This is a genomic window from Hymenobacter sp. DG25A, assembly GCF_001280305.1.
Classification (GTDB): Bacteria; Bacteroidota; Bacteroidia; order Cytophagales; family Hymenobacteraceae; genus Hymenobacter.
This window is the reverse complement of record NZ_CP012623.1, coordinates 1187731-1212701: the sequence shown is the minus strand read 5'-3', so window position 1 is coordinate 1212701 and position 24971 is coordinate 1187731. Positions and strand designations below refer to the sequence as shown.

At 56.7% G+C, this 24971-nt stretch carries 25 protein-coding genes; 16 read left to right on the top strand and 9 right to left on the bottom strand.

What is annotated here, in order from left to right; translation table 11 throughout:
- Positions 1 to 50: 50 nt before the first annotated feature.
- A complete protein-coding gene (gene rsmA / locus AM218_RS05225) occupies positions 51 to 842 on the bottom strand; it encodes a 16S rRNA (adenine(1518)-N(6)/adenine(1519)-N(6))-dimethyltransferase RsmA (protein ID WP_054412507.1) in 792 nt (263 codons plus the stop codon).
- Between the two features lie 170 nt (positions 843 to 1012).
- Between rsmA and AM218_RS05220 the strand changes: the two genes are divergently transcribed.
- From AM218_RS05220 to accC, 10 genes are all read left to right on the top strand, one after another.
- Entirely contained in the window at positions 1013 to 2467 is a 1455-nt protein-coding gene (locus AM218_RS05220; RefSeq protein ID WP_054412505.1) for a leucyl aminopeptidase family protein, read from the top strand.
- Between the two features lie 178 nt (positions 2468 to 2645).
- Entirely contained in the window at positions 2646 to 3665 is a 1020-nt protein-coding gene (pdxA, locus tag AM218_RS05215; RefSeq protein ID WP_054412503.1) for a 4-hydroxythreonine-4-phosphate dehydrogenase PdxA, read from the top strand.
- 135 nt (positions 3666 to 3800) lie between these two features.
- Positions 3801 to 4169 (top strand): helix-turn-helix domain-containing protein, encoded by a 369-nt coding sequence (locus AM218_RS05210; protein WP_054412501.1) that lies wholly within the window; start codon positions 3801 to 3803, stop codon positions 4167 to 4169.
- A 76-nt stretch (positions 4170 to 4245) separates the two neighbouring features.
- Positions 4246 to 4782: a YceD family protein gene (locus AM218_RS05205; protein WP_054412499.1), complete on the top strand. Its 537-nt coding sequence runs from the start codon at positions 4246 to 4248 to the stop codon at positions 4780 to 4782.
- 44 nt (positions 4783 to 4826) lie between these two features.
- The gene (rpmF, locus tag AM218_RS05200) at positions 4827 to 5048 is read left to right on the top strand and encodes a 50S ribosomal protein L32 (RefSeq protein WP_044513905.1); all 222 of its coding nucleotides are present in this window, start codon (positions 4827 to 4829) and stop codon (positions 5046 to 5048) included.
- Between the two features lie 75 nt (positions 5049 to 5123).
- Positions 5124 to 6065: a phosphate acyltransferase PlsX gene (gene plsX / locus AM218_RS05195; protein ID WP_054412497.1), complete on the top strand. Its 942-nt coding sequence runs from the start codon at positions 5124 to 5126 to the stop codon at positions 6063 to 6065.
- Positions 6066 to 6123: 58 nt separating this feature from the next.
- A complete protein-coding gene (locus AM218_RS05190) occupies positions 6124 to 7137 on the top strand; it encodes a beta-ketoacyl-ACP synthase III (protein ID WP_054412495.1) in 1014 nt (337 codons plus the stop codon).
- 147 nt (positions 7138 to 7284) lie between these two features.
- Positions 7285 to 7848, top strand: coding sequence for an elongation factor P (gene efp / locus AM218_RS05185; protein ID WP_054412493.1), 564 nt, complete (start codon positions 7285 to 7287; stop codon positions 7846 to 7848).
- Positions 7849 to 7876: 28 nt separating this feature from the next.
- The gene (accB, locus tag AM218_RS05180; protein ID WP_054412491.1) at positions 7877 to 8356 is read left to right on the top strand and encodes an acetyl-CoA carboxylase biotin carboxyl carrier protein; all 480 of its coding nucleotides are present in this window, start codon (positions 7877 to 7879) and stop codon (positions 8354 to 8356) included.
- 106 nt (positions 8357 to 8462) lie between these two features.
- Positions 8463 to 9806, top strand: a complete 1344-nt coding sequence (gene accC, locus AM218_RS05175; RefSeq protein WP_054412489.1) for an acetyl-CoA carboxylase biotin carboxylase subunit — start codon at positions 8463 to 8465, stop codon at positions 9804 to 9806.
- 75 nt (positions 9807 to 9881) lie between these two features.
- Here the strand turns inward: accC and AM218_RS05170 are convergent, their stop codons facing one another.
- The 5 genes from AM218_RS05170 to recQ all read right to left on the bottom strand — a co-directional run bounded on the left by AM218_RS05170 (position 9882) and on the right by recQ (position 15824).
- Positions 9882 to 10601, bottom strand: coding sequence for a pirin family protein (locus AM218_RS05170; protein WP_054412487.1), 720 nt, complete (start codon positions 10599 to 10601; stop codon positions 9882 to 9884).
- Between the two features lie 166 nt (positions 10602 to 10767).
- Positions 10768 to 11583: a helix-turn-helix domain-containing protein gene (locus AM218_RS05165; RefSeq protein ID WP_054412485.1), complete on the bottom strand. Its 816-nt coding sequence runs from the start codon at positions 11581 to 11583 to the stop codon at positions 10768 to 10770.
- 208 nt (positions 11584 to 11791) lie between these two features.
- Entirely contained in the window at positions 11792 to 12769 is a 978-nt protein-coding gene (locus AM218_RS05160; RefSeq protein WP_054412483.1) for a hypothetical protein, read from the bottom strand.
- A 130-nt stretch (positions 12770 to 12899) separates the two neighbouring features.
- Positions 12900 to 13520, bottom strand: coding sequence for a helix-turn-helix domain-containing protein (locus tag AM218_RS05155; protein ID WP_054412481.1), 621 nt, complete (start codon positions 13518 to 13520; stop codon positions 12900 to 12902).
- A gap of 78 nt (positions 13521 to 13598) precedes the next feature.
- Positions 13599 to 15824, bottom strand: coding sequence for a DNA helicase RecQ (recQ, locus tag AM218_RS05150; protein WP_054412480.1), 2226 nt, complete (start codon positions 15822 to 15824; stop codon positions 13599 to 13601).
- A 157-nt stretch (positions 15825 to 15981) separates the two neighbouring features.
- Between recQ and AM218_RS05145 the strand changes: the two genes are divergently transcribed.
- Positions 15982 to 16341 carry a four-helix bundle copper-binding protein gene (locus tag AM218_RS05145; RefSeq protein WP_054412477.1) on the top strand — a complete coding sequence of 120 codons (360 nt, stop codon included), beginning with the start codon at positions 15982 to 15984 and terminating at the stop codon, positions 16339 to 16341.
- A 281-nt stretch (positions 16342 to 16622) separates the two neighbouring features.
- Here AM218_RS05145 and AM218_RS17005 read toward each other — a convergent pair whose 3' ends face one another.
- Together AM218_RS17005 and AM218_RS05140 are read right to left on the bottom strand one after the other, a co-directional pair.
- Positions 16623 to 17120, bottom strand: a complete 498-nt coding sequence (locus AM218_RS17005) for a M1 family aminopeptidase (protein ID WP_231717587.1) — start codon at positions 17118 to 17120, stop codon at positions 16623 to 16625.
- Complete coding sequence (locus AM218_RS05140; protein ID WP_231717548.1) at positions 17117 to 18499, bottom strand: M1 family metallopeptidase; 1383 nt, start codon at positions 18497 to 18499, stop codon at positions 17117 to 17119. The genes AM218_RS17005 and AM218_RS05140 overlap by 4 nt, the downstream gene beginning before the upstream one ends.
- 207 nt (positions 18500 to 18706) lie before the next feature.
- On the opposite strand from AM218_RS05140, the gene AM218_RS05135 reads away from it, so the two are divergent.
- Positions 18707 to 19084 carry a DoxX family protein gene (locus AM218_RS05135; RefSeq protein ID WP_054412475.1) on the top strand — a complete coding sequence of 126 codons (378 nt, stop codon included), beginning with the start codon at positions 18707 to 18709 and terminating at the stop codon, positions 19082 to 19084.
- A gap of 325 nt (positions 19085 to 19409) precedes the next feature.
- On the opposite strand, the gene AM218_RS05130 is transcribed toward AM218_RS05135, so the two are convergent.
- Positions 19410 to 20600, bottom strand: coding sequence for a THUMP domain-containing class I SAM-dependent RNA methyltransferase (locus tag AM218_RS05130; RefSeq protein WP_054412473.1), 1191 nt, complete (start codon positions 20598 to 20600; stop codon positions 19410 to 19412).
- 125 nt (positions 20601 to 20725) lie between these two features.
- Between AM218_RS05130 and AM218_RS05125 the strand changes: the two genes are divergently transcribed.
- The 4 genes from AM218_RS05125 (at position 20726) to AM218_RS05110 (ending at position 24954) form a co-directional block, all read left to right on the top strand.
- A complete protein-coding gene (locus AM218_RS05125) occupies positions 20726 to 21427 on the top strand; it encodes a hypothetical protein (protein ID WP_054412471.1) in 702 nt (233 codons plus the stop codon).
- 46 nt (positions 21428 to 21473) lie between these two features.
- Positions 21474 to 22499 carry a hypothetical protein gene (locus AM218_RS05120; protein WP_054412469.1) on the top strand — a complete coding sequence of 342 codons (1026 nt, stop codon included), beginning with the start codon at positions 21474 to 21476 and terminating at the stop codon, positions 22497 to 22499.
- Between the two features lie 50 nt (positions 22500 to 22549).
- The gene (locus AM218_RS05115) at positions 22550 to 23944 is read left to right on the top strand and encodes a sugar MFS transporter (protein ID WP_054412467.1); all 1395 of its coding nucleotides are present in this window, start codon (positions 22550 to 22552) and stop codon (positions 23942 to 23944) included.
- A gap of 236 nt (positions 23945 to 24180) precedes the next feature.
- Positions 24181 to 24954: a bacteriorhodopsin-like gene (locus AM218_RS05110; RefSeq protein WP_054412465.1), complete on the top strand. Its 774-nt coding sequence runs from the start codon at positions 24181 to 24183 to the stop codon at positions 24952 to 24954.
- Positions 24955 to 24971 lie beyond the last annotated feature (17 nt).

Here is a 24971-nt window from a genome sequence, read left to right as displayed (position 1 = left end):
TTCTACAACTATTGATGAAGTATGCGGTAACAGGGGGCGGGCGAAAACGGCTAATCGTTATGCCGGAATTTCTCCACGTGCTGCGTCAGCCCCACAAAATCAGCCACGCTCAACTGCTCGGCCCGTTTCTCAAAAATAGGGTCTGTAGTATTCTCCGGCAGCATGCCGAAGGGCTTTAGCGCATTGCGCAGCGTTTTGCGGCGGGTGGAAAAAGCCTGCTTTACCACTTTGAAGAACAGCTTCTCGTCGCAGTCCAGCTTTTCGGTGGTGTTACGGGTGAGGCGTATAACGGCCGACTGCACCTTGGGCGGCGGGTTAAACACGTGCGGGGGCACCGTAAACAGGTATTCTATCTTATAATAAGCCTGCAAAAGCACGCTCAGAATGCCGTACGTTTTGGTCCCAGGCCCTTCCGCTAGGCGGTCGGCTACTTCCTTCTGAATCATGCCCACTACCTCGCGCACCTGCTGGCGGTGGGCCAGCACCTGAAAGTAAATCTGGGTGCTGATGTTGTAAGGAAAATTACCGATGATGCTGATGGGCTGATCATTATAGAGCTTCCCCAAATCCATCTTCAGAAAGTCGGCGGAATGAATACGGCCGTCCAGCGAAGGAAAATGCTGCTGCAGATACGCCACCGATTCGCGGTCAATTTCTACTACTGACGTGCGATACTCAGTGTGCTGCAGCAGGGTACCCGTCAGCACGCCCATGCCCGGGCCAATTTCCAGCACCTCGGTTACGCCATCGGGCAGCTGCAACGATTCCACAATGCGCCGCGCAATGTTTGGATCGGCCAAGAAGTGTTGACCGAGGTGTTTTTTGGCTTTAACTGAATCCATTTTCAGGGAAGGTAAGGCGAGTGATGAGGCGCAGGGCCGTAAAGTGCGTATGCAGAATTTGGGTGAGCAAATGGGGGAAGAAGGCGGCCTACTTATGTCAGCCTTCCTCGTACCAGCATCTCACTTCTACAAAACAACTACCTTGCACGCCCTCAAAGATACGTTTGACTATGTCGCTTCAGCTCGCCTACGCCACCGAATTCCCTAAAAACGCCAACACGGTTTTCCTGCTGCCCGCTAGCACCACCACGCTGCCTGCGGAAGCCACCGCTGATTTACCGGCCCAGGCCCTCCAGTTTGTGGCCGATCAGCTGGCCGCCGATAACAAGCTGTTTTCGCTGAATCATTACTCGCACCGCCATTATTTTGTGGTGGCTGCCGATAAAAAAACACCCTATCAGGTAGCCGAAGACCTGCGCAAGCAGGGCCACAAGCTCCACGCCCAGCTGAAAGCCGACAAGGTAAACGAAGTGTTCGTGCAGGACCTGACGGCCGATGGCGCGGGCGCGCTGCCCTTCGCTGAAGGCCTGGCCCTCACGGCCTACCAGTTTGAAGGCTATAAAACCGATGCGAAGTCGAAAGCCACGGCCGAGCTGACCTCCGTGCATCTCTCCGCCCCTAACCTGACGGAAGCTGCCGTGCAGGAACTTGCAAATATCGTGGACGGCGTAATACTGGCCCGCGACCTGGTAAATGCGCCGCTGAATAAGCTCAACGCCATCCAGTTTGCCGAGCGCATGGCCGAGGCCGGTGAGCAGGCCGGTTTCCACACCGAAATTCTGGATCTGGTGCGCATCGAAGCCCTGCGCATGGGTGGCCTGCTGGCCGTGAACCAAGGCAGCCCCGAGCCGCCCACGTTCACCATTATGGAATACAAGCCGGCAGATGCTAAAAACGACAAGCCGTATGTGCTCGTCGGCAAAGGCGTGGTGTACGACACCGGCGGGCTAAGCCTGAAGCCCACCCCCGGCGGCATGGACACCATGAAGTGCGACATGGCCGGCGGCGCCGCCGTAGTAGGCACGCTCTATGCGCTGGCTAAAAACCAGGTGCCCCTGCACGTCATCGGCCTGGTGCCCGCCACCGACAACCGCCCCGGCGGCCTGGCCTTCACCCCCGGCGACGTGATTACCATGTACAGCGGCCTCACGGTAGAAGTCCTGAATACGGATGCCGAAGGCCGCCTGCTGTTGGGTGATGCGCTGGCCTTCGCCAAGAAATATCATCCTGAGCTGGTAGTTGACGTAGCCACCCTGACTGGTGCTGCTGCCCGCGCTGTGGGCAAAGAAGGCATTGCCGCCATGGGCACTACCGAGGACGACTCAATGGCCGCGCTGAAAACGGCCGGCAACCGCGTGTATGAGCGCATCGTGGAATTCCCGCTGTGGGAAGAATACGCCGAGCACATCAAGAGCGACATTGCCGACCTGGCCAACCTAGGCAAGCCCGAAGCCGGCCAGATATCCGCCGGTAAATTCCTAGAGCGCTTTACCGAAGGCTACCCCTGGATTCACCTCGATATTGCCGCCCCCGCTTACCTCACGGCCCCCGACAGCTACCGCGGCAAAGGCGGCACAGGCACGGCCGTGCGCCTGCTCTATGATTTTTTGAAAGCGAAAGCCTAAGCTTTAGAACCATAATGAAACGGTCATGCTGAGCGTAGTCGAAGCATCTCGCTAGTGTGGTATACAATGATTACCACTGCAACATCAGCACGCGAGATGTCCCGACTTAGCTCAACAGGACAATTGGCAGGCTCAACATGCCCGCCTCAACTAGATAACTCCAAGTAAAACCTCACTCATGCTCCCACGCATTGGTATTTCCGTCGGTGACCTGGCTGGCATCGGGCCGGAAATCATTTATAAGACGTTTCTCGACAGCCGCCTGCTCAAGTACTGCACGCCTGTGGTGTACGGCACGGCAACGGTCCTTTTCGATGAGTTTCCGGTCGACGAGCAGGCCGGGCACCTCACCTTCCGGCAGGTGCGCTCCGCCGCCGATATTGACCCCGGCAAGCTGAACGCGGTAACCTGCTGGGAGGATGATTTCTCCCTCACGCCCGGCCAGCCCAGCGCGGCCAGTGGTGCGGCCGCCCGGCAGTCGTTGCTGGCCGCTGCCCGCGACCTGAAGGCCGGTTTGCTGGATGCATTGGTAACGGCGCCCATCAGCAAGGAAAACACCCAGGCCGATGACTTCCGCTACCCCGGCCACACGGAATTTCTGACCAGCTTTTTTGGTGCCCCCGAAAGCCTCATGCTGCTGGCCAGCGAAGAGCTGCGCGTGGCTACTGTTACGGGCCATATTGCCCTGAAAGACGTGCCCGGCAAAATCACCAAAGAGTTGCTGGCAACCAAGCTGCGCATTCTGCTGAACTCCCTGAAGCAGGACTTTGGCATTCAGAAACCCCGCGTGGCCGTGCTGGGGCTTAATCCCCACGCCGGTGAAAACGGGCTGCTGGGTACCGAAGAGCAGGAGATTGTGGAGCCCGTGATTCAGGATTTTCTGAATGATGGTCACCTGGTTTTCGGCCCGTTCCCGGCCGATGGCTACTTCGGCACCGGCCAGTTCCGGCAGTTTGATGCTACGCTTTCCTTGTACCACGACCAGGGCCTGATTCCGTTTAAAACTCTGGCCTTTGAACGGGGCGTCAACTTCACGGCGGGCCTGCCCGTTATCCGCACCTCCCCCGACCACGGTACGGCATACGGCCTGGCCGGCTCGTTCCGCGCCGATCCAACTTCCTTCCGGGAAGCCCTTTACATGGCCTGCAATCTGGTGCGCGAGCGGGCCGGGCAGGCAGCGCTAAAGGAGAAAAGATAAGGAACTGAAATAAGCACAGAAACGAAACAATCTTTCCAAAATTGAAATTTTATTTGCAGTTTTAAAAATTCAGCCGTAGGTTTGTATTCTCAAATCCGGAGGATGCTGTGCCGGTTTGCTTTTTAACTGCTTTCCATGACGCTCAACACCCCTACTGATTACCGTACTGCGCTCCGCCGACTGGACGCGCTGGTAGCAGCAGGCGTGGAAGGGAATGCCGCTCTGGAAGCCGAGTTTCGGGAGCTGATTATTGCGCTGGATACTTACGAAAGCAAGCTGGGCCTGCTGCCCATTCCCAATCTGCCGACCTCCCTGGCCGAAATGATTGAGCTGAAACGACAGCAGATGCGCCTCAAGCAAAAGGATCTGGCGCAACTGCTGGATGTACCCGCCGGGCGTCTCTCCCAGATTTTGAGTGGCAAACGGCGCGTAACGCTTGACCTGGCCAAACGCCTTTACGAACGGTTAGGCATTCCTTCCGATTTCATTTTAAAGAACGCCTGACCCGCTGTCATAAGCCGCTGTAACTTTTACCAAAGCGGAAATATTCCTACTTTTGCCGCCTGCTATTACCCTATCTGTGAAAAAGGACGCACAATTTGATTTGGCTATTGCCAAGCTCGCGCTTAAAACGCACCCGTTTGCGTTTGAGCTCGACCGTGCATTTTTTGAGCGGTTCGAGCAAAACATCATTCAGGATGGCAACCTGCACGTGGACCTGGCCCTGACCAAGACCGAGCGGGTGCTGACCCTGGATTTTCACATTAAAGGCACCGTGAAGCTGATCTGCGACCGGAGCCTGGACGAGTTCGATTACCCCATTGACGTGCAGGAGCAACTGCTGGTGCGCTACGGTGATAAGGTGACCGAGCTGGACGATAATGTGCTGCAGATTACCCCGGAGACGCAGACGCTGCCCATTGCCGAGCACCTCTTCGATTACATTGCGCTGGCCTTGCCCATGAAGAAGCTGCACCCGCGCTTCCAGAATGAGCCCGACGAAAACCCCGACGCCGATAGTACCTTCATCTTCAGTACCCGCTCGCAGGACGATGCGAATGACGATGATGAGGACACCACGGACCCCCGGTGGAACGCCCTGCGCAACCTCAACTAAGTTTTCTCTCGATTTTTCTTTGTTTTTTCTACTGACTTTTACTCATGGCACATCCTAAGCGGCGCACCTCCAAAACCCGTCGCGACAAGCGTCGCACCCACCAGAACCTGACTCCTAAGGCTATTTCTATCTGCAATACCACTGGTGAGTTGCACCTGCGTCACAAAGCCTATGTGGTTGACGGCGACCTGTACCTGCACGGTAAAGTAGCTATTAAGGGTTACGCTCCCGTAGCTACCGCTGCCGCTGCTCCCGACGAAGAATAGCCCACCGCTTTTCCTCGTTTTGCCGGCCCCAAGCCGGAGTGCTCTCCCGACCATAGACCCCTTGAACTTTCGTACATGAAGATAGCCCTGGACGCAATGGGGGGCGATTTTGCTCCCCAGGCTGCCGTCGACGGCGCTGTGCTGGCCGCTGGTTTGCTGGCTGGCAAAGCTCAGATTGTGCTTATTGGCCAGGAAGATGCCGTGCGGCCCCTGCTTGAAAAGCATGGGCCCGCGGCTGCCAGCCTTATTCTCGTTTCTGCCTCGCAGGTAATTGAGATGGGCGAACATCCGGCCAAAGCCTACCAGCAAAAGCAGGACTCCAGTATTGCCGTTGGCTACCGGATGCTGCATGCCGGCGAGGTAGAAGCCTTCTGTTCTGCTGGCAACACGGGCGCTATGCTGGTGGGAGCTATGTTCAGTGTAAAACCCGTTCCGGGTGTGCTGCGGCCCGCCATTGCCAACTTTGTTCCGAAGCTGGCCGGTGGGTTTGGTATTATGCTGGACGTGGGCGCCAACGCCGACTGCAAACCCGAAATGCTGGAGCAATTCGGGGAGCTGGGCTCCTTGTACGCCCAGTACGTGCTGGGTATTGCGCAGCCAAAAGTAGGTTTGATGAACCTGGGTGAGGAAGAAGGCAAGGGTACGGCCGTAATGCAGGCCGCACACCAGCTGCTGAAAGTCAATCCGCACCTGCACTTCATCGGCAATATTGAAGGTCGTGACCTGTTCAACGACAAAGCGGACGTCATTGTCTGCGACGGCTACACCGGCAACGTGCTGTTGAAAATGGCCGAGTCGGTGTATGAAATCATGGCCGAGAAGAAGATGCAAGACCCCTTCTTCGATAACTTTAACTACGAAGCCATTGGCGGAAGCCCTATCTTGGGTATCAACGACAATGCCATTATCGGACACGGAGTGAGCACGCCGCAGGCTATCTGCAACATGCTGCTGCAAGGGTTCCAGATGGCCGACTCCGGCATATCAGACCAGATAAAAAGCACCTTCAAGTCCTAAAATGACAAAGTCCGGCCCCGGCCGGATTTTTTCTTAGCTGCGTTATCTTCTTTTTGCGATGAATATCACTGCTGCCATTACCGGAGTGGGTGCGTATGTGCCCGACTACGTGTTGACCAATAAAGAGCTCGAGACGATGGTAGATACCAACGACGAGTGGATCTTGAGTCGCACGGGTATCCAGGAGCGCCGCATTCTGAAAGGCGAGAACCAGGGCACCTCGGTTATGGCTATTAAGGCGGTGCAGCTGCTGCTGGCCAAAACGAATACCAAGGCCGAGGATATTGACCTGCTGATTTGCGCCACCACCACTCCGGACCTGGTTTTTCCGGCTACGGCCAACATTATTTCGGCGGCCATTGGCGCCACCAAGTCGTTTAGCTTTGATATGCAGGCCGCCTGCTCCGGCTTCCTGTATGCCCTGGCTACCGGGGCCCAGTTTATCAAAACTGGCACCTACAAAAAGGTCATTGTAGTGGGCGCCGACAAGATGTCGAGCATCATTGACTACACTGACCGCTCCACCTGCATCATCTTCGGCGACGGTTCCGGCGCGGTATTGCTGGAGCCGAATACCGAAGGGCTGGGGCTGATTGATCAGGAACTGCATTCAGACGGTAACGGCGAGCCTTTCCTGCACCAGAAATCGGGTGGCAGCCGCCGCCCGCCTTCCCTGGAAACCGTCCAGAACCGGGAGCACTACGTGTACCAGGAAGGCGCTACGGTCTTCAAATTTGCCGTGAAGAACATGGCTGATGTAGCCGCTCAGGTAATGGAGCGCAACCACCTCACCCACCAGGATGTAGCGTGGCTGGTACCGCACCAGGCCAATAAGCGCATAATTGATGCCACCGCCCACCGCATGGGCGTAGGTCCGGAGAAAGTGATGCTGAATATTCACAAGTACGGCAACACTACCAACGGCACCCTCCCGCTGTGCCTGGCCGACTACGAACAGCAACTGCACAAAGGCGACAACCTGATTCTGGCCGCCTTTGGTGGGGGCTTCACCTGGGGCGCTATTTACCTCAAGTGGGCTTACGACCCAAAACCTGCCGCGCAAAACGCCTGATTCTGGCGGCTCTCACGCGGAAAACTTCTATACTTGCACCCGCTTCTGTTCAGAATTACGAATTATGACCGGGGCAGCCCAACAGTTGTGTTTCCCCAAACCACTCATACTTCCTGATTCTGAATTCCTACCTCAGAATTTACTACCATGGCCACAACCGCAGATTTTCGCAACGGGCTCGTCCTGAACTACAACGGCGACCTGCACGTCATTACCGAATTCCAGCACGTGAAGCCCGGCAAAGGCCCGGCCTTTGTGCGGACCAAGCTTCGTAACATCAAAACCGGGCGGGTAATCGACAACACCTTCAATGCTGGCGTAAAAGTGGAAACTGCCCGCGTAGAGCAGCGCCCCCACCAGTACCTGTTTAAGGACGACTACGGCTACACGTTCATGGATAATGAAACGTTTGAGCAGGTAGTGCTGCCCGAAGCTATGGTACCCTTTGCCGATTTGATGAAGGAAGGCCAGACCGTTACCATTCTGTTCCACGCGGAAACCGAGCAGCCCCTCACGGCCGAGCTGCCAACTACTGTGGAGCTGGTGGTAACCTATACCGAGCCCGGCCTGCGCGGCGACACGGCTACCAACACCCTGAAGCCCGCCACCGTGGAAACCGGGGCCCGCATTCAGGTGCCGTTGTTCATTGATACCGACACTAAAATTCGCATCAAGACCAGCGACTACTCCTATGTCGAAAGAGTTAAATAAGCAGCCGAAACAGCCAGCCGACCCGCCCATGAAAGCCAAAGAACTCCAGGACCTCATTGATTTTATTGCCAAGTCAGGTCTGAACAAAGTCAATATCGAAACCGAGGAGTTCAAAATCTCGGTGCAGCGTGAGCCCAACACCCGAATTGTGGGGGGTACTATGGCTGCTCCGGCCGCGCCCGCCCCTGTGGCCGCTGCCGCACCGGCTGCCCCTGTGGCCGCTGCTCCCGCCCCTGCCGCCGCGCCCGCCCCGGATGCTGCCGGCAGCTATGTGCCGCTGAAAGCACCCATGATTGGCACGTTCTACCGCAGCAACAGCCCGGAGTCGCCGGCTTTTGTGCAGGTAGGCGACCTGGTGGAGAAAGGCCAGGTAATCTGCATCATCGAAGCCATGAAGCTGTTCAACGAAATTGAAGCCGAGCTGTCCGGCCGCGTGGTGAAGGCCATGGTGGAAAACGCTTCGCCCGTGGAGTTCGACCAGCCGTTGTTCCTCATTGAGCCGATGTAATTTTAGAACTTAGCGGTGAGAGCTTAGAGCTTGGACTCCTGAACGGGCATATATCCCTTCACAGTCCGGCCTCTGGGCTCTCACTTCTCACATCTATACCAGAGCTGTGTTCAAGAAAATTCTGATTGCCAACCGGGGCGAAATTGCGCTGCGCATTATTCGTACCTGCAAGGAAATGGGCATCAAAACGGTGGCCGTGTACTCCACCGCCGATAAGGAAAGCCTGCACGTACGCTTCGCCGACGAAGCCGTGTGCATTGGCCCGCCACCGTCTACGCTGTCTTACCTGAACATGCCCAGTCTGATTGCGGCGGCCGAGATTACCAACGCCGATGCTATTCACCCTGGTTATGGTTTCCTGTCGGAAAATGCGGAGTTCTCGCGCATTTGCCAGGAAAACGGCATCAAGTTCATCGGGGCTTCGCCCGAGATGATCAACCAGATGGGCGACAAGGCTTCGGCCAAAGCCACCATGATTGCGGCCGGCGTACCCTGCATTCCGGGCTCCGTGGGTTTGCTGGATTCTGTTCAGCAGGGCCTCAAGATTGCCGCCAAAATTAAGTACCCCGTTATTCTGAAGGCCACGGCCGGCGGCGGTGGGCGCGGCATGCGCATCATCAACTCTGAAGACGAGTTTGAGAAGGCCTGGAACGATGCCCGCACCGAAGCCAAAGCCGCATTCGGCAACGACGGGATGTACCTGGAAAAGTTTGTGGTGGAACCCCGCCACATTGAGGTACAGATTGTAGGCGACCAGTACGGCCGCGTGTGTCACCTCTCGGAGCGCGACTGCAGCATTCAGCGCCGCCACCAGAAGCTGGTGGAAGAGGCTCCTTCGCCCTTCATGACCCCCGAGCTGCGGGAGAAAATGGGTAAAGCAGCCGTGGCCGGCGCCAGCTCTATTGGCTACGAAGGCGTAGGTACCATTGAGTTTCTGGTAGATGCCAACCGCGACTTCTACTTCATGGAGATGAACACCCGCATTCAGGTGGAGCACCCCGTGACGGAGGAAATCATCAACTACGACCTCATTAAGGAGCAGATCAAAGTGGCGGCCGGCATCCCCATTTCGGGGCGCAACTACGAGCCGCAAATGCACGCCATGGAGTGCCGCATTAACGCCGAGGATCCAAAGAACGGTTTCCGCCCCTCGCCCGGCAAAATCACCACGCTGCATATTCCCGGCGGCCACGGCGTGCGCGTAGATACGCACGTGTATGCCGGCTACACCATTCCGCCCAACTACGACTCCATGATTGCCAAGCTCATTACCGTGGCCCAGACCCGGGAAGAGTGCATTGTGAAGATGAAGCGGGCCCTGTCGGAGTTTGTGGTAGAAGGCGTAAAAACCACCATCCCCTTCCACCTGAAGCTGATGGATGACGAGCAATTCAAAGCCGGCAATTTCACCACGAAATTCCTGGAGTCCTTCGACTTCACGAATCTATAAGGAAGAACTTTCAATAGCCAAAAGAAAAGCCCGCCGTTTCCGGCGGGCTTTTCTTTTGGCTGACTTATTAGCATTTTAATAATTGGCCTCCGTAGCGGGCAGGTCAATCAGGATAAACTGGGCGTCTTTGGAAGCGCGGATTTCCAGCACGTGCTCATCGGTCATACGGGCCTGGTCGTTGGGACCCAGCTCGGAACCGTTCACGTAAATGGTGCCTTGCTTCACGTACAGAAAGGTGAGGCGAATGGGAAACGTTTTGAATGCAACGGTCTTTTCCTCGCTCAGATTGCACCAGTATACTGTAGTGTTGGAGTTCATATACACCACATCTTCCAGCACTTTCTGGCCGGAAACCAGTGGGATTAACTCATTCTTGGTATCCAGGAAATCAACGTCCTTCTGCTCATAACTGGGCGCCAGGCCCTTTTGATTGGGCAGAAACCATAGCTGATAGATATGCAGGGGCTTGTCGGAGCGGTTAAACTCGGCGTGCGCCATGCCCGTGCCGGCCGTCATGCGCTGCACTTCGCCTTTGGAGATGGTGGTTTTGTTGCCCATCGTATCCTCGTGCGTCACTTCCCCTTCCAGTACCAGCGTTACGATTTCCATCTCGGCGTGCGGATGCTGCGGAAAGCCGGAATTGGGGGCAATGCTGTCATCGTTAAATACCCGCAGCGGCCCGAACTGTACATTGTTCGCGTCAAAATAATCAGCAAACGAAAACAGGAAATAGCTGCTGAGCCAATGTACGGGGGCCGCGTGGTAGCGGTCGGCGGAGGAAATGTATTTAAGCATAGGGATGAGGCTAAGATGATAAAAGGCACTTACGCAGGCCGAGGGGCGTAAGTTAAGTTTGTAGGGCTGCCAGCCGTTCCAATAGGCATCTAACAAAAAAAGGACTGCCACCTCAGTGTATTGAGGTGGCAGTCCTTTAGGAGGTGAATGCAGGCCGGAACCCGGATTACACTTTCTTCATAGTAGTCATTTGCTGCTGCAGGTCCAGCACAATGCTGGCGAGGCGGTTCAGCGAGAGGTCAGCAATGGGGAAGGTGTTGCTGATGTAGGATTTAGCTTCCCAGATTTCCACCACGTCTTCCACGTCAATTTCGTAGGGCGAGTACACGGGGTTATCGGAGTGCAGGGCCAGCATAGCGGCATCCTTCAGGCGGTTGAACACCCGCTTGAACACAATACCTTCCTTGCTGCTTACTACGATGCACGGTGTGCCATCCTTAATGCTCAGCCAGTCATCTACGTAGCGGCCTACAATCACAGTGCCGGAGGCAATGGGCAGCATAGAGTCGCCGCTGATTTCGAAGGCCCGGTAGGTACCGTTAGTACCCAGCATGGGCAGACGAAACTTGGGCAGCTCCTCCAAATACTCCGGATCGGCGTAGCCGTTGAGGTACCCGGCACTGGCTTTCAGGGGTACCAGCTCTATGTTCTCGTTTTGATCTTTGTCAACGGTCAGGGCCAGTATGCGCAGGTTGCCACCGGGGCGGCTGGCCATAGCGTCCTGAGCGGGCGCGGCATTCTGGTTTTGCATCTGGAGCATAGCCGCTTTAGCATTCTTTTTCTTGCTAAAGTCAGTGGTAACCAGCGCATCCAGGGTGATACCGAACAGGCGGGCCATGTTTACCAAGGTGGTTAGCTTGGGCTCGGCGCGCCCTTCTTCGTAGGCTCCCACCAAAGAACGTTTTATGCCCAGCTTTTCAGCCATCTGGGCTTGCGTCAGGGCTAGTTCACGCCGCCAGAACTTAAGATTCGTGTTGATCATAGCAAATAGGAGCCGGGGAATAAGGTCATTATCAGCAGGTTATTCGGCTCGTGAAAATACTAACAAAGATCGGTGTTTACTAATTCATTTAGCGTAAATTTTTACTAATAATTTTTGACAGAATGCCACTCACTCGAGTAAGACCACAAGCTCACAAAAGCCCATTCCGCGCTACTGCGCCACTTTACTTATTTATAGAATACCTCCGCTAGCTACGCACTACCCCAAACCGCGCCCCTTTGGTATCCAGAATAATAGTGCGGGTGCTGAAGGGCTCATTGCCCAACATACCGCCCATTCCGGAAAAGCGCATCATCAGCTGCTGCGTCATGCTGGTGCCTACTATATGGGTGACCTTCTGCAGAGGCACCGCAGTATTTCCCAGCTGCATGGCGGCAGCGGTGGGAGCAGTGTAGGAAGTCAGAGTTCTGCCAAATGAATTGACGTTGACAGGATGCGCCGGGGCACCGGGTACGGCTAGCTTGTCCCAGTTATCCCGGCTGGTCAGCAGAGAAAAGGCACTGGCGCCGGAATCAAACATCAGCTGCTGCGTCTTGCCCTGCATACCTACGGTCAGCAACACCCGGCGGTCGGTAAAAGCCATGGGCACAAAATCGGTTTGCTGAATCAGGCTATTCGGTACGCTGGCTACCAGGCTAAACCGGCGCTGGCCATAGTCCAGGATAAGGGCGCGGCCCTCCAGCACATCGGTGCCCAGGGTGCCAATAATGAACGGTGCCGCAGTATCGGCGGGCATTTCGGCCGTGCCCATTGATAATACTTTCAGTTTGCGGGCCTGCACTTTGCCCTCGCCAATAGTAAAGCCGAAGTTGCGGACAGTATCGGGCGCCAGCTGGAAGGTACGCCGCGTGGCGGGGTAGCGCTCCTGCAGCGCGGCCAGGGGTTTAGCATACAGAACGGAATACGGGGCGCCCGTATCAAACTGGAGGTAGCACGTGCGGGGGCAGTTGGCCAGCTTCACCGGGACAAGAAGGGCAGCGTGCGGCATAGCGCGCTTGTCCGCGGTATCGGCCAGCCACACAAAGGAGCTGGCGGCTGGCAGCCCGATTACGGTAAGCTGATTGGCAGGTGCCGCGAATTTCTGGCGGGCATAAAAGTAGCCGCCGATGCCGCTAACGATAAGGAATGCCAGCAGGGAGAAGATGATTTTGAGGAACAGTTTCATGAGGAGTAGAGCTGGGTGATTTGATTGGGTCAAAACTACCCGTGCTTCTGCCCTATTCCGTGCGTCATTATTGCGTCATTTTACCGCCATTCATTACAAATAACTCACTTCCAATATATTACATCTGCATCTACAACCGAATCGGATATAGATCCAATCTCCCCTTTTTAAGTTTTCGGTTATAATAAATGATGGTCATTGCATTCACCGCATAGGTAAAAGCGGCTATAACCACATACAAGCCGGGCAATTTCCGGTTGAAATACCGGAAGGCAATTATCTGCCCGAGAAAGGCCAGCGCAAACAACAGGAAGCTGGCAGCCTGCCATAAAATCTGAAAGCCTAACACACGCCGGCCCACCTCTGCCACGTGTTTGGTATCGAGGCGGTGGGCGCGCCAAAGCAGAAACGGCACTACGAGGTTGAGAAAAGGAACCACCAAAAAGCTAAGAGCACTCAGGTTGAGTAGCTGCAGATATTGAGGGTCGGAGCGCAGGGCGGGTTCGGCAGGCATTACCGGAATTGAAGCAGAATCGGACACGGCAGCCGATGCCGATTCGTCCTCCCGCAGTGCTTCCAGCGGTACATCCAGCGCGGCCGCCAAGGCCTGCAGCGTGTGCCCACGCGGCACCGTATCGCCCTGCTCTACCCGCTGAATGGTGCGCAGACTAATGCCGGACTGCTCGGCCAGCAGTTCCTGGGATAAGCCTTTGCTTTTTCGAATAGTCAGGATGCGTTCAGCAGAAAACATAAGCGCGTGTAGCTTTAGAAACCTAGTGGTTCCCAAAGCTACACGCGCTTTTCAGGTAGGCCAATAATTATTCCCCGCTTACTCTCCGCGCAGTCTTTTCTGATACAGCATGGCCATGCGCAGCTTGGAGTAGTCGTATTTTTCCCGCAGGTGGTCGAACAGGTCGCGCAGCAACGGAGCGCCGCCCAGCTGACCGATGGCCGTCTGGATTTCGGCAAACTCATCGGTGGTGAGGAACTCCTCCAGCCGGATCTGGGCGCCTTTGGCGTACAACGACTCGATGTGGGCGCGAATAGTACTGGGGCTCAGAGTACGGCGCTCGGCAATGGCCTCCACGCTCAAGCCCAAGCGGTGCAGCTGCAAAGTAGCTTCGTGGGTGTCGCCGGCTTCTCGCTTGGCGCGTGGCTTGCGGGCAGGCGCTTCTTCTTGCGGTAAATCATCCGCTTCTGAAGCATCCTCGGGGCTGGGTGCGCCGCCCTGCGCCAGAATTTCCCGGATGAATACCTCGCCGTAGTTTTCAAACTTCTTCATGCCCACGCCGGAAATAGCCAGCATAGCCACGCGGGTAACGGGCCGCTCAGTGGCCATTTCCTGCAGGGTGGTATCGGTGAAGATAACGTAGGGCGGCACGCCCTGCTCGTCGGCAATTTGCTTGCGCAGGGCGCGCAGACTTTCGAACAGGCGCGCTTCGGGCGTGGCGGCTACGGCCGTACCCACGGCTTTCTTGCCGCGGACGGGCTTTTCGGCCTTCTCCGTCACCTGGAATTTCTTCATGGAAACGGTGCGCTGGCCTTTCAGGGTTTGCTGGCCCAGCTCCGTGATTTTCAGCGTGTAGCCGTCTTCATAGGCAATGTAGAACAGGCCATCGTTCAGCATCTGGTGGATGTAGCTGTACCAGTCCAGGTAGGGCAGGTCGGCACCGGCGCCGTAGGTTTTAATCTGGTCGTAGCCGCCCATGAGCACGGCCTGGTTGCGCATGCCGCGCAGCACGTCAATCAGCAAGCCAATAGACGCCCGCTCCCGCATGCGAAACACCGCTGACAGGGCTTTTTGGGCCAGCAGCGTGCCATCGAAGGTGGTAGGTGGGTTGCGGCAGATGTCGCAGTTGCCGCAGTCTTCGGCCAGGGTTTCCCCGAAGTAGTTGAGCAGGACTTTGCGGCGGCAGCCGGCGGCCTCGGCAAACTGCTGCATGCGCTCCAGCTTGGTGAGGTTGAGCTGGGTGAGCTGCGGGTTTTCCTTGGTGAGCATTTCCCGCAGGCTCATTACATCGGCAAAGCTGTAGAACAGCACGGCCGCGGCCGGAGCTCCGTCGCGGCCGGCGCGGCCTATTTCCTGGTAGTAGCCTTCAATGTTTTTGGGCAGGTTGTAGTGCATCACCCAGCGCACATTGCTTTTATCGATGCCCATGCCGAAGGCAATGGTCGCCACAATCACCTGCAGATCATCTTTCAAGAAGCCTTCCTGGGCGCTGGCGCGCTGGTTGGGCGTCATGCCAGCGTGATAGAAGCCGGCGCGGAAGCCTTTGGCCTTGATTTTCTGGGTGAGGGTTTCGCACTGCTTGCGCGAGAGGCAGTAAATGATGCCCGGCTCATCGGGGTGGCGGGCCAGGAAATCCAGGATGCCGTCTACCCGGTTCTGGCCGGGGCGCACCATCAGGTTCAGATTGGGCCGATCGAAGGAAGATAGGAAAACCTGAGGGTCGCGCAGGCGCAGCTGCTGCTGAATGTCGCGCTGCGTGAGGCGGTCGGCAGTGGCGGTGAGGGCAATGATGGGCACGTTAGGGAACTGCTCGCGCAGTACGCGCAGCTGGGTGTACTCCGGCCGGAAATCGTGACCCCAGGACGAAATGCAGTGCGCTTCATCAATGGCAAACATGCTCACCTTCAGGCGCTGCACAAACTGCAGAAAGCCATCGGACAGCAGTTTCTCCGGGCTGACGTAGAGCAGCTTCAGCGCCCCGGACTGACAGTCGCGGGCAATACTGCTTTGCTCGCCCTGGGCCACGCTGCTGTTGATGTAGGCCGCCGGAATGCCGTTGGCCATCAGGGCTTCTACCTGGTCCTTCATCAGGGCAATCAGCGGCGAGACTACAATGCAGACTCCCTCCTGCACTACGGCCGGCACCTGAAAGCAGACGGATTTACCACCGCCCGTCGGCATCAGCACCACCGTATCCCGCCCCGCCATAATGTTCTCAATGATATCCTCCTGCATGGGCCGGAAGGTATCGTAGCCGTAGTATTGCTTGAGGACGCGGCGGGCAGATTCTAGCGTGGGTGCGAGGGGCTGGGGAGTAAATAGCATTGCGTAAAAATACGGCGGTTAGCCGGGAAGTCAACGAAAGAAGATAACCCAGCCGTGGTGGGAAAGGTGCACATGTGGCGCGCAATTCTATACTACCCCTTCTTGCTGGTTCACCGTATGTGAAAGGACACTATTCATCTACTTAACCCCCATCAATATGGATTCTCATCAGCTAAACGCCACTTCCTCCTCTACCAAAGCCAACCAAGCCGTGCTGGACGCCCTCTACCGCTGCATAAGCGCCTGCGAGAATTGCGCTACGGCCTGCCTGCACGAAGAAGATGTACAGATGATGACCGGCTGCATTCTGCTGGACCGGGACTGCGCCGATGTCTGCTCCCTCACCGCCCGCCTCGTGGCCCGCGACTCGGAGCACGCCAAGCATATGATGAAGGAGTGTATTGAAATCTGCCAGAAGTGCGCTGCCGAATGCGGCAAGCACGACATGGACCACTGCAAAGAGTGCGCGGAAGCCTGCCGCGCCTGCGCCCACGTCTGCGGTCAGTACGCTGGGTAAGCACGAAAATGAACATAAAAAAGGGCCACCTACAGTTGTAGGCGGCCCTTTTTGTTATATTAAATGTCATGTCGAGCAAAGTCGAGACATCTCGCGGGGGGGTCGTTGCAATAGTATATCACCCTATCTGTCATCCTGAGCTGGCGAAGGACCTTCTCCCGGCTGAACGACCATTGTAAAAACGACTCGTGCTAACAGGAGAAGGTCCTTCCTGCGTCAGGATGACAGGCGTAGCGGTAGAGATGTTTCGCTATGCTCTGCATGACGGTTAAAAGCCCGGTTTACTTAGCTGGCCACTTATTGTTAGCCTCGTCGGCATCCATAAAAATGCCGCCGTCCAGCTTCACGCTCTGAATGGTTTTTGCCGAAGGAATGGTAATTGTGGCCTGCTGGGGGTTGGCCCGCCAGATAATGGGCGTCTGGTGCAGTGTTTCGCGCGTGCCATCGGTGTACTGCACCTGCACATCTACGGGCACGGCAAAGCCTCCGATATTTTTGAGGGTGATGGTAGAGCTGCCCTGCGCCGTGGCTACCTGATCAATGGCCAGATCAATGTAGTTATTGGTGAAAAACCAGTTCTGGAAAAACCAGTTCAGGTTCTGGCCGGCGGCATCGTTAAAGGAGTTGAAGTAGTCCCACGGAATGGGGTGCTTGCCATGCCAGCGGTCCATGTACTCATGCAGCGCCTTGGTAAAGAGCTGCTCGCCCAGCAGGTCGTGCAGGGCCAGGTAGCTCAGGGAGGCTTTGCCGTAGGAGTTGTTGCCGTACCCGCCGGTCAGCTCGTTGGAGGGGTGATAATGGGCAAATCCTGGCTGGTGGATGGGTTGTTTATCCAGCCTTTCACCCGAAACTCTTTGAACAAAGAATCCGCTTCGGCCGGCTTTTTTTCTGTGCGGCCAATCCAGAGCTCAAACGTGGTGGCCCAGCCTTCATCCATGAAAGCATAGCGGCTCTCGTTTATGCCCATATAAAATGGGAACCAGGTGTGGGCAATTTCGTGGTCCTGCACAAACTGCGCGAATTTGGGGTCTTCCTGCGGGCTGTCGTTCACCATCATGGGGTATTCCATATCGGCGAAGCCCTGCACGGCCGTCATCTTGGGGAAGGGGTAAGGCACGCCGGGCTGATTCTTCGAGAACCAGCTCAGGGCGTTGCGGCCGTTCTGCACCGACTGGCGGAAGTCCACGGTTTTATCCTGGTAAGCGGCCTGCATGCTGGCCCGGCGCTGGGTGGCGTCGTCTACCACCACGCTGGCGCCATCCCAGGTATACTGGTCGCTCAGGGCCAAGGCTACGTCGGAAATATCGTTGGCTTTCCATGTCCAGGTATTCTGCTTGCGCTGGGTGGTGACGCGCTTTTTAGCCAGGTCTTCCTTGGTAACGATATGCACCGTCTCGTCGCTGGTCATGGATTTTTCCAGGCGCTGCGCGTAGGTGGGCTGCAGTACTTCCGTGGGGTTTTGCAGGGTGCCGGTGGCCCACACCAGGAAGTTTTTGGGCACTTTCACGTGCAGGGTGTAGTCGTTGAAGTCGTTGTAGAACTCCTGGGCATCGTTGAAATCGAGCCGGTCCCAGCCGTTGTAGTCATCGTAGACCGCCACGCGGGGGTAGAAATATGCCAGGTAATACGTCGTCTTCTCCAGCCTACCTTCTCGTCCGCTTTCCGTGGAAACCGGGAAGTGCCAGGCAAACGACATCTGCACCGAGTCGTGCGGCAGCAGCGGCTTGGGCAGCTGAATCATTTTCCAGGTGGCGCGGCCCTGCTCGTTGGGGAAGGGCTGCGTTTTGCCCCCTACCGTGAACGTATCTACCTTCACGCCCTCGGTGAGGTAGCCCGCCGACGCATCGCCCAAGCGGGTTGCGCCGGGCTTATGAATGTTCTGAATCAGCTTGATTACAATACGCCGGAGCGTATCGGGGCTGTTGTTGATGTAGGTAATTTTCTCGCTGCCCTGGATGTTGCGGCTGGGCGGCGTGGCCCGCACCGTAATGGTATAGCGGGCCCGGTTTTGCCAGTATTTAGGACCGGGGCGGCCATCGGGCGAGCGGGTGCCTTGCTTAAAGGCCTTCTGAATATCGCGCGGCATGTACAAGGATTGCGCCTGCGCGGGCAGCGCCATAGCACTTAGAAACAACCCAACGAGTATAGAACGCAGCATATTTTCGGGTAAGGAGGTGGCTAGGTTAAGGACGTATTCAGCATAGATACTGAAGTAGCGAGAAGACGTCAACTCCGCCAATGGAGTTGCCTTCTGCCTGCTTACGTGCCGGATTAATTTTTCCAGCTTGTGCCAACCCCTACCTGTTTCTCGTACGATACGTGCCGGGCTTTTTTGGCCAATGGTCTTTCCTTAACCTAACGCTTTATGCCCCGCCTTACCCGCATTGGTTTGTATGTGCTTGCTTTGCTGTTTATGGCGGCTGGCATCCTGCACTTTCTCCGGCCCGGGCCCTATGTGCGTATTATGCCGCCTTACCTGCCTTCTCCCCTGTTGCTTGTCTACCTAAGTGGGGTAGCGGAAGTAGGATTAGGCGCTTTGCTGCTCCCCCGCCAGACCCGCCGCTGGGCCGCCTGGGGGCTGATTGCTCTGTTGATAGCCGTTTTCCCAGCCAATATCTACATGGCTCAGCATAACCCGAGCGGCCTAGATGTGCCCGCTTGGCTGCTATGGGCACGCCTACCCCTGCAAGCCGTACTTATCTGGTGGGCATGGTTGTACACCCGCCGGAGGGCAGTGAAGTAACATTCAACAAAAAACATAGGGCGGAAAGGCCGTCATGCAGAGGCGCAGCTGAAGCATCTCCCGTGCTGATGTTGCCACCCTATCTGTCATCCTGAGCTTTGCGAAGGACCTTCTCACCGCAGAACGACCATCGTAACAACGACTCGTTTCAACGGGATAAGGTCCTTCGCAAAGCTCAGGATGACAGGCGAAGCGGTAGAGATGCTTCGGCAAGCTCAGCATGACCGTGTTTTTCAGGACGTTCTTTACCTAACAAAGTCAGCACGCGAGATTGGCTAACGCCTTCGCTCGGAATGACTTTCTATTCAGCTGTTTCTATTACCCTTTATGAAGCTGGCTGCTGGTGCTTGCGGGTGCCCTGGTACAGTTCGTATTTCAGCAGGCGGCAATCAATTGGTCCGTTGAACAGGGGAATGCGGCGGGAGGCTTTCAGGCCCACGCGCTTGGCGGCCTGCAGGTTGCCGGTGAAGATGTAGGCGTCGTAACCCTGGAAGCTGGTTTTCAGGGTGTCGCCGATGGTTTTGTAGAGGGCCTCCATTTCCTCTTCCTCGCCAATTCGCTCCCCGTACGGTGGGTTCATAATCACGATGCCGGGCTCCTCTTTGGCGGGGGCTTTGGCATCTTTCACGTCGCGCACACCTAGCCGGATGAAGTCTTCTAGGTTGGCGGCGGCTACGTTTTCGCGGGCCAGCTCCACAAACTCCGCCGACAAATCAGAGCCGGCAATATAGGCCTGGGGCTCCTCCAGACGCATTTGCCGGGCATCCATCTGCACCGATTCCCACAGGGCTTTGTCGAAATCGGGCCAATTCTCGAAGCCGAATTTCCCCTGGTGATACAGGCCGGGCGCAATGCGCTGGGCAATGAGGGCGGCTTCCGTTAGCAGCGTACCGGAGCCACACATAGGGTCGATGAGGGGCTTTTTGCCGTTCCAGCCGCTGAGCAGCAGCAGGCCGGCGGCCAGCACCTCGTTGAGCGGCGCAGCGTTGGTCTGCTGGCGGTACCCGCGCCGGTGCAAGGACTCGCCCGAGGCATCCAGGCTCAGCACCACCTCATTCTCCAGCATGTGCAGGTGCAGGCGGATATCGGCGTTGCGCACGTCTACGTTGGGACGCACGCCGGTGCGGTTCCGGAACTGGTCTACAATGGCGTCCTTAGTCAGCTGGGCCACATACAGGGAGTGTTCCAGGTTGGATTTATTGACCACGGCCGTAATGGCAAACGTCTGATCCGCGCCGATGTACTTGCTCCAGTCGATGCGGCCTACTTCCCGGTAGAGGGACTTTTCATCGGGGGCGTAGAAGTCGGCGAAGGGCTTGAGGATGCGCATGGCCGTGCGGCACCACAACACCGCCTCGTACATCTGTTGGGTGGTGCCGGTGAACTCCACGGCACGCTGGCCCATCTTTTCAATCTTCGCGCCCAGGGCTCGCAGCTCATCGGCCAGTACTTCTTCCAGCCCAAACTGGGTGGTGGCGGTCATAAAAAACGGGGCGGAGCGGCGGTTATCGGCCATGGGAAGGGAAATCAAGCGTGAATCAGGCTGCAAGTTACGATACACCGCTCGCACCCATGACATCTGTATCTTGCCGCTGGCTACCTTTCCACAAAAGATCTTTCAGGTCACTATCCTTTATCTATATGTATTTCTTGCGCCTGTTCCTTTGTATTGCCTGTTTTACCAGCTTACCTGTGGCTGGATTTTCCCAGCAAGTGCTTCAGCAGGGCTACACCTTTCTGGGGCGCGTCGGGAAGATGACCCGTTTGCTGCAAAGCCACGATACGCTTTATGTGCAGCAGTGCCACCGGCAATTGGCTTGTACTAACAAATATGCCCAGCGCTACCGCATTCTGGCGAGCCGGCAGCAGGATGAATTTCATCTCCTGCAGTTAGAATCATTGGATTCTCTCCAGATGACCCCAGACCCATATCCGCTCACGCGCTTTTCTTTGGTTGTACTGCGCAACCTCACGGCGCAACAGGCAGGCTACTATGTAGCCAGCAAGGGCTCTACGCGGCAGCAAGTAGCAGAGCTGCAACTAAGCTCGGAAGAACTGCGGCACAAATTCTATTTCACTTATTTCAGCGACGCTTACTTAACCACCCTGCGGCAATTACCCTCTCTCACAACCAAGGCGGATGCTGACCGAATAAAGGCCGAAACACAGCAGCCCGAATATGCCGCGCTGATGAAGGCGTGGCAAGCATCCGATAATGGTGATTTGTATGCCACTGGCCTTACGAGGGAAATACTTAATCGGGCCTGTATTAAACTGGGGTTTTCGCCTTGGTTAGCGGACGAGAGCATTGTAAATATTATACGTGCCGAAATAAAACGGTAGCGGCTGTTTCATCCTGTGGTCCATTTTTCCTGGCGGCTTTCTAGCTATGCGGCACTCCTTTCTCTTCGACCCCAACAAGAACTCACTGTTCTATCTGGCGCTGTTTCTGGCGCTGGCCGCCGCGGGCCTCACGGCCTATCATTCCCTGAGCGGCCATTATTCCATTGTGGGCAGCGTGGCATCGTTTCTGGGATTATTTGTGGCGTTTCAGAGCTGGAAAGCGGCCGATGAGGCCTCGCGCAAAACCGATGAAGCCCTGACGCAAATGCACAATTTGGCCGCCGAAACCCGGCAGCTGGTGCAGAGCAGCAATGCCGTAGAGGCCCAGATACAGAGCGCCGTTGTTACCATCAGCGACGCCACCCGCGAGCTGTATAAAGGGTTTGAGCCTATTATGACCGAAATCGGCAACTTCCTGGAAGCAGCCGCAGGCAGCGACTTCCTGGCTGTGCTCACCGATTCGGCTACCATTGGCAAGTTCTACGCGGAGCATCACCAACCGCCCTTCAACCAGCGCGAGATGCTGGGCCTCACCACCCGCATTCACGACCAGCTGGTGGCCCGCGCCCGCGACACCCACGAATTTTACCTGGCTACGTTGGCGGCCGAGGAGGCACCCGCTAATTTTCCGCCGCCCCGCGAGCAGAACCCGCTGTTTCACTCCTTTGTGCAGGGCATCTGGCAGCGCTTCAACCCCAACGTACCCCTGGAAGCGTCTTCCTGGGATAAGCACCGCCTGCAGCACCAGGCCGCGCTGCGGGAGATACAGGCCGCTTTCACTGAAACTGCCGACCTGCACCAGCTGCAGCTGGAAGTTGGCCTCTCGCCGCTGCAGTTTGTGCCGGTGCTGCCCCTGCAGCTCTTTTTGCGCTTTGATGCCAAAGCAAAGGAGCCGTTTCGGGCCCTGGTAGTCTTTCTGGGCCAGTATAACCTCGACCGGGTGGCCGATGCCCGCGGCATGCAGTCGGCGGATCCGGAGCTGGTGCGCTCCTTCATCAGCATGTTTGAAAGCCTCTCCAGCCTGGATGATCAGGCCAGCTACCAGCAGCTGCGGCAGCAGTGCCCGCTGTAACGCGGCACCTTGCTATATTTAAGGCTCTATCCCTCTCACTTTTTGCCTGCATGGCCGCTCCCACCTCTACTTCCCCTACTTCGCTCACCAGCGCCACGCCGGCCCGCTCCTACGCGCTGCCCATGGCAGCCATGACCTCGCTGTTTTTCCTGTTTGGGGCCGTCACGAACTTCAACGACGTGCTGATGCCCTACCTGAAGGACGTGTGCCAGCTCACCGATTTGCAGTCTTCGCTGGTACAATCGGCCTTTTTTGGAGCGTACTTTCTGATGTCGCTGCCGGCTGGTTATGTCCTAAAAAAACTGGGCTACCAGCGCGGTATTGTGCTGGGCTTGCTGGTGATGGCCGTTGGGGCGCTGCTGTTTGTGCCGGCGGCTAACTCGCGCACCTTCGGCATGTTTCTGCTGGGCCTGAGCGTATTGGGCGCGGGCGTTACGCTGCTGCAGGTGGCAGCCAACCCCTACGTTTCTATTCTGGGCCCGGCCAGCCGGGCCGCCAGCCGCGTGAGCATTGTGGGTGTGGCCAATAACTTTGGCGGCACACTCTCCCCACTGCTGGGTGGCATTCTGCTGTTCGGCGGCTCGGCGGCGCTGAAGGCCCGCCTGGCGGCCATGCCCGTGGCCGAGCGTCTGGCCGAAGAATCTACGCTGGTAAAAGGCCCTTACATTGGGCTGGCCATTTTTCTGGCTATTCTGGCCGCGGTATTCTTTATGCTGAAGCTACCCGAGCTGGAAACCTTCACCGATGAGCAGCCGGAAGCCGATGCTATTCCCCTGCGCCGCTCGGCCCTGCATTTTCCGCACCTGGCGCTGGGCGTGGTGGCTATTTTTCTGTACGTGGGGGTAGAGGTTGGCCTCGGTTCCTTCCTCATTCGCTACGGCGAGGCGCAGGGCATTCAGCAGCTCAGCAACTTCACCCAGGCCCTGGTACGGGGCCTGAATGTGGCCGTGAATTTTATTGCTGTGCTGCTGGGCCAGTCGCCGGCTCCTATTGATACCACCGTGGGCTTTACCAAGGCCGTGGGCGCGGTGCTGGTGGCTTCGTATTGGTTTGGCTCGCTGGTGGGCCGCGTGGTGGGCATTCCCCTGCTCGCCCGCCTCAACGACCGCAAAGCCCTGGCCTTTGTATGTACCGTGGGCGTGCTGGCAGTGCTGGCCTCGGTATTCACTTCCGGTGAGGCTGCCCTCTGGCTGATTGTGCTCTGCGGCCTGATGAACTCCATTATGTGGCCCGTCATTTTCCCGCTGGCCATCAAAGGCCTGGGGCCGCTTACCAAGCAAGGCTCTTCGTACCTAATTATGGCTATTGTGGGCGGCGCCATTGTGCCACTGCTCATGGGCTGGGTAGCCACCCACGGCGGCGGCCTGCGCGTAGCCTTCCTGATTCCGGCTCTCTGCTACGCCTACCTGCTGTATTATTCTCTACGCGGCTACCGGGTGCGGTAAGCAGTTTAGGTGCGAACAAGGACGGGGGTTGTGGGGCGGAAATTTTCCGCTCCACAACCCCCGTCCTTGTTTTTATTCCTGTTCCCCGCCGCTTGACACCTCCCTCCTAACCGCAACCCAGCCAGGCAGATGAGGACTTTAAGACTGTTTAATTTTATTGACCAAAACGTTAAACATTTTACTATATATCACAATTACTATTAAAACATTTCAACTCACCCAAACCCTCCAACATCATGAGAACAATGTTTCTCGAAATCATGCGTATCCCGGTTGATGACCCGGTAGCTTTTACCTTCTTCACGGGGTACATGGCTATGGCCGCAGCCTCTGTCTTTTTTCTGTTTGAGCGCAGCACCGTAGCCGACAAATGGAAAACGTCCCTCCTTATTTCGGGGCTGATTACGGGTATTGCGGCGGTGCACTACTATTATATGCGCGACTATTACGTGAGCACGCATGAGACGCCCATTGCCCTGCGCTACATTGACTGGACGCTGACTGTCCCGCTCATGGTAGTGGAGTTTTACCTGCTGGTACGAGCAGCAGGGGCCAAAGCGGCCTTGCTCTGGAAGCTGATTCTGGCGGCCGTGATTATGCTGGTGTTCGGCTACATTGGCGAGGCCTTTACGGATGGCTCTATGAGCCACTCGGTTTTATGGGGCTCACTTTCCACACTCGGCTACATCTACATTCTGTACTCGGCCTGGATGGGCGAAGTGGCGCAGCTGGCCGCGTCGTCCCAATCAGTGGCCGTGCAGAAAGGCGTCCGGGCGCTGGCTTGGTTCGTGCTGGTAGGCTGGGCCATCTACCCCATCGGCTACATGGCCATGCCAGGCGGCTGGCTCGGTCCCGATGGCGCTGGCCTGCTCCGCCCGCACGATCTTGACCTGCTCTACAACATTGCGGATGCCATCAACAAAATCGGTTTCGGCCTAGTGGTGTACGGCATTGCCCGCAGAGAATCAGTGGTGAAAGTGGCTCCGGCCAACGCGGCTTCGGTGGTGTAGCCCTCACAGCTGGCTTT

Excerpts from the sequence above, each read along its gene's own strand:
- rsmA (WP_054412507.1), bottom strand. The coding sequence starts at position 842 with ATGGATTCAGTTAAAGCCAAAAAACACCTCGGTCAACACTTCTTGGCC.
- AM218_RS05220 (WP_054412505.1), top strand. The coding sequence starts at position 1,013 with ATGTCGCTTCAGCTCGCCTACGCCACCGAATTCCCTAAAAACGCCAAC.
- pdxA (WP_054412503.1), top strand. The coding sequence starts at position 2,646 with ATGCTCCCACGCATTGGTATTTCCGTCGGTGACCTGGCTGGCATCGGG.
- AM218_RS05210 (WP_054412501.1), top strand. The coding sequence starts at position 3,801 with ATGACGCTCAACACCCCTACTGATTACCGTACTGCGCTCCGCCGACTG.
- rpmF (WP_044513905.1), top strand. The coding sequence starts at position 4,827 with ATGGCACATCCTAAGCGGCGCACCTCCAAAACCCGTCGCGACAAGCGT.
- plsX (WP_054412497.1), top strand. The coding sequence starts at position 5,124 with ATGAAGATAGCCCTGGACGCAATGGGGGGCGATTTTGCTCCCCAGGCT.
- AM218_RS05190 (WP_054412495.1), top strand. The coding sequence starts at position 6,124 with ATGAATATCACTGCTGCCATTACCGGAGTGGGTGCGTATGTGCCCGAC.
- efp (WP_054412493.1), top strand. The coding sequence starts at position 7,285 with ATGGCCACAACCGCAGATTTTCGCAACGGGCTCGTCCTGAACTACAAC.
- accB (WP_054412491.1), top strand. The coding sequence starts at position 7,877 with ATGAAAGCCAAAGAACTCCAGGACCTCATTGATTTTATTGCCAAGTCA.
- AM218_RS05170 (WP_054412487.1), bottom strand. The coding sequence starts at position 10,601 with ATGCTTAAATACATTTCCTCCGCCGACCGCTACCACGCGGCCCCCGTA.
- AM218_RS05165 (WP_054412485.1), bottom strand. The coding sequence starts at position 11,583 with ATGATCAACACGAATCTTAAGTTCTGGCGGCGTGAACTAGCCCTGACG.
- AM218_RS05160 (WP_054412483.1), bottom strand. The coding sequence starts at position 12,769 with ATGAAACTGTTCCTCAAAATCATCTTCTCCCTGCTGGCATTCCTTATC.
- AM218_RS05155 (WP_054412481.1), bottom strand. The coding sequence starts at position 13,520 with ATGTTTTCTGCTGAACGCATCCTGACTATTCGAAAAAGCAAAGGCTTA.
- recQ (WP_054412480.1), bottom strand. The coding sequence starts at position 15,824 with ATGCTATTTACTCCCCAGCCCCTCGCACCCACGCTAGAATCTGCCCGC.
- AM218_RS05145 (WP_054412477.1), top strand. The coding sequence starts at position 15,982 with ATGGATTCTCATCAGCTAAACGCCACTTCCTCCTCTACCAAAGCCAAC.
- AM218_RS05140 (WP_231717548.1), bottom strand. The coding sequence starts at position 18,499 with ATGCTGCGTTCTATACTCGTTGGGTTGTTTCTAAGTGCTATGGCGCTG.
- AM218_RS05135 (WP_054412475.1), top strand. The coding sequence starts at position 18,707 with ATGCCCCGCCTTACCCGCATTGGTTTGTATGTGCTTGCTTTGCTGTTT.
- AM218_RS05130 (WP_054412473.1), bottom strand. The coding sequence starts at position 20,600 with ATGGCCGATAACCGCCGCTCCGCCCCGTTTTTTATGACCGCCACCACC.
- AM218_RS05125 (WP_054412471.1), top strand. The coding sequence starts at position 20,726 with ATGTATTTCTTGCGCCTGTTCCTTTGTATTGCCTGTTTTACCAGCTTA.
- AM218_RS05120 (WP_054412469.1), top strand. The coding sequence starts at position 21,474 with ATGCGGCACTCCTTTCTCTTCGACCCCAACAAGAACTCACTGTTCTAT.
- AM218_RS05115 (WP_054412467.1), top strand. The coding sequence starts at position 22,550 with ATGGCCGCTCCCACCTCTACTTCCCCTACTTCGCTCACCAGCGCCACG.
- AM218_RS05110 (WP_054412465.1), top strand. The coding sequence starts at position 24,181 with ATGAGAACAATGTTTCTCGAAATCATGCGTATCCCGGTTGATGACCCG.